Origin of the sequence: Mycobacterium sp. E3198 (assembly GCF_001667015.1) — a bacterium.
Lineage (GTDB): Bacteria > Actinomycetota > Actinomycetes > Mycobacteriales > Mycobacteriaceae > Mycobacterium.
Genome location: NZ_LZIS01000213.1, coordinates 1 through 632 on the forward strand (window position 1 = coordinate 1; position 632 = coordinate 632).

The 632-nt window shown below is 67.6% G+C and carries 2 pseudogenes; one reads left to right on the forward strand and one right to left on the reverse strand.

Features of this window, described 5'->3' with window-relative positions:
• A pseudogene (locus A5673_RS22815) lies at positions 1–279 on the forward strand (hypothetical protein); the annotation flags it as partial.
• Positions 280–307: 28 nt separating this feature from the next.
• Here A5673_RS22815 and A5673_RS22820 read toward each other — a convergent pair.
• Positions 308–632: pseudogene (locus A5673_RS22820) on the reverse strand (hypothetical protein); the annotation flags it as partial.

A 632-nucleotide genomic window follows, 5' to 3' on the forward strand; every position in this document is an offset into this window, starting at 1 on the left:
TTCGGCACGCCCTACGGCACCGTCGACTACGAGGGCGCCACCATCCCGGTCCCCGTCGACGACCAGACGTTGCAGGAGATCACCAAGATCACCGACGGCGAGGCGTTCCACGCCGACAGCCTGCAATCGTTGGAAAGCGTCTATTCGACGCTGCAGCGCCAGATCGGCTACGAGACGGTGAAGGGCGACGCCAGCCTCGCCTGGATGCTGCTCGGGGCGGTGGTCCTGGCCGGCGCCATCCTGGCCGGTCTCGCGCTCAACAGCCGGTTGCCCTCCTAGGCGATCAGGGCGGCGATCGGGTGGGCGATCAGGTCGGCAGCCGCCGGTTGATCAACAGGGCCAGCGCCGCGGCGATGAGCGCGGCGACGACGCCCAGGCGCAGCCACCCGGCGCTGCCGGGTCCGGGCACCGTGCGAAACCCGATGTCGTTCTCGATGGCGTTGTAGCTCTTGTTGAGCTCGGCGATGTTGGTCGCGGTGTAGGACTGCCCGCCGGAGAGCTGGGCGATCTTTTTCATCTGGTCGGTCGAGACGGGAACGGCGACCCGCTGCCCGTTCATCTCGATCTCGCCGCCTTTGGTGCCGAACGAGATCGTCGAGATGGGCACGCCCTGGTCCTTGGCCATCCCGTCA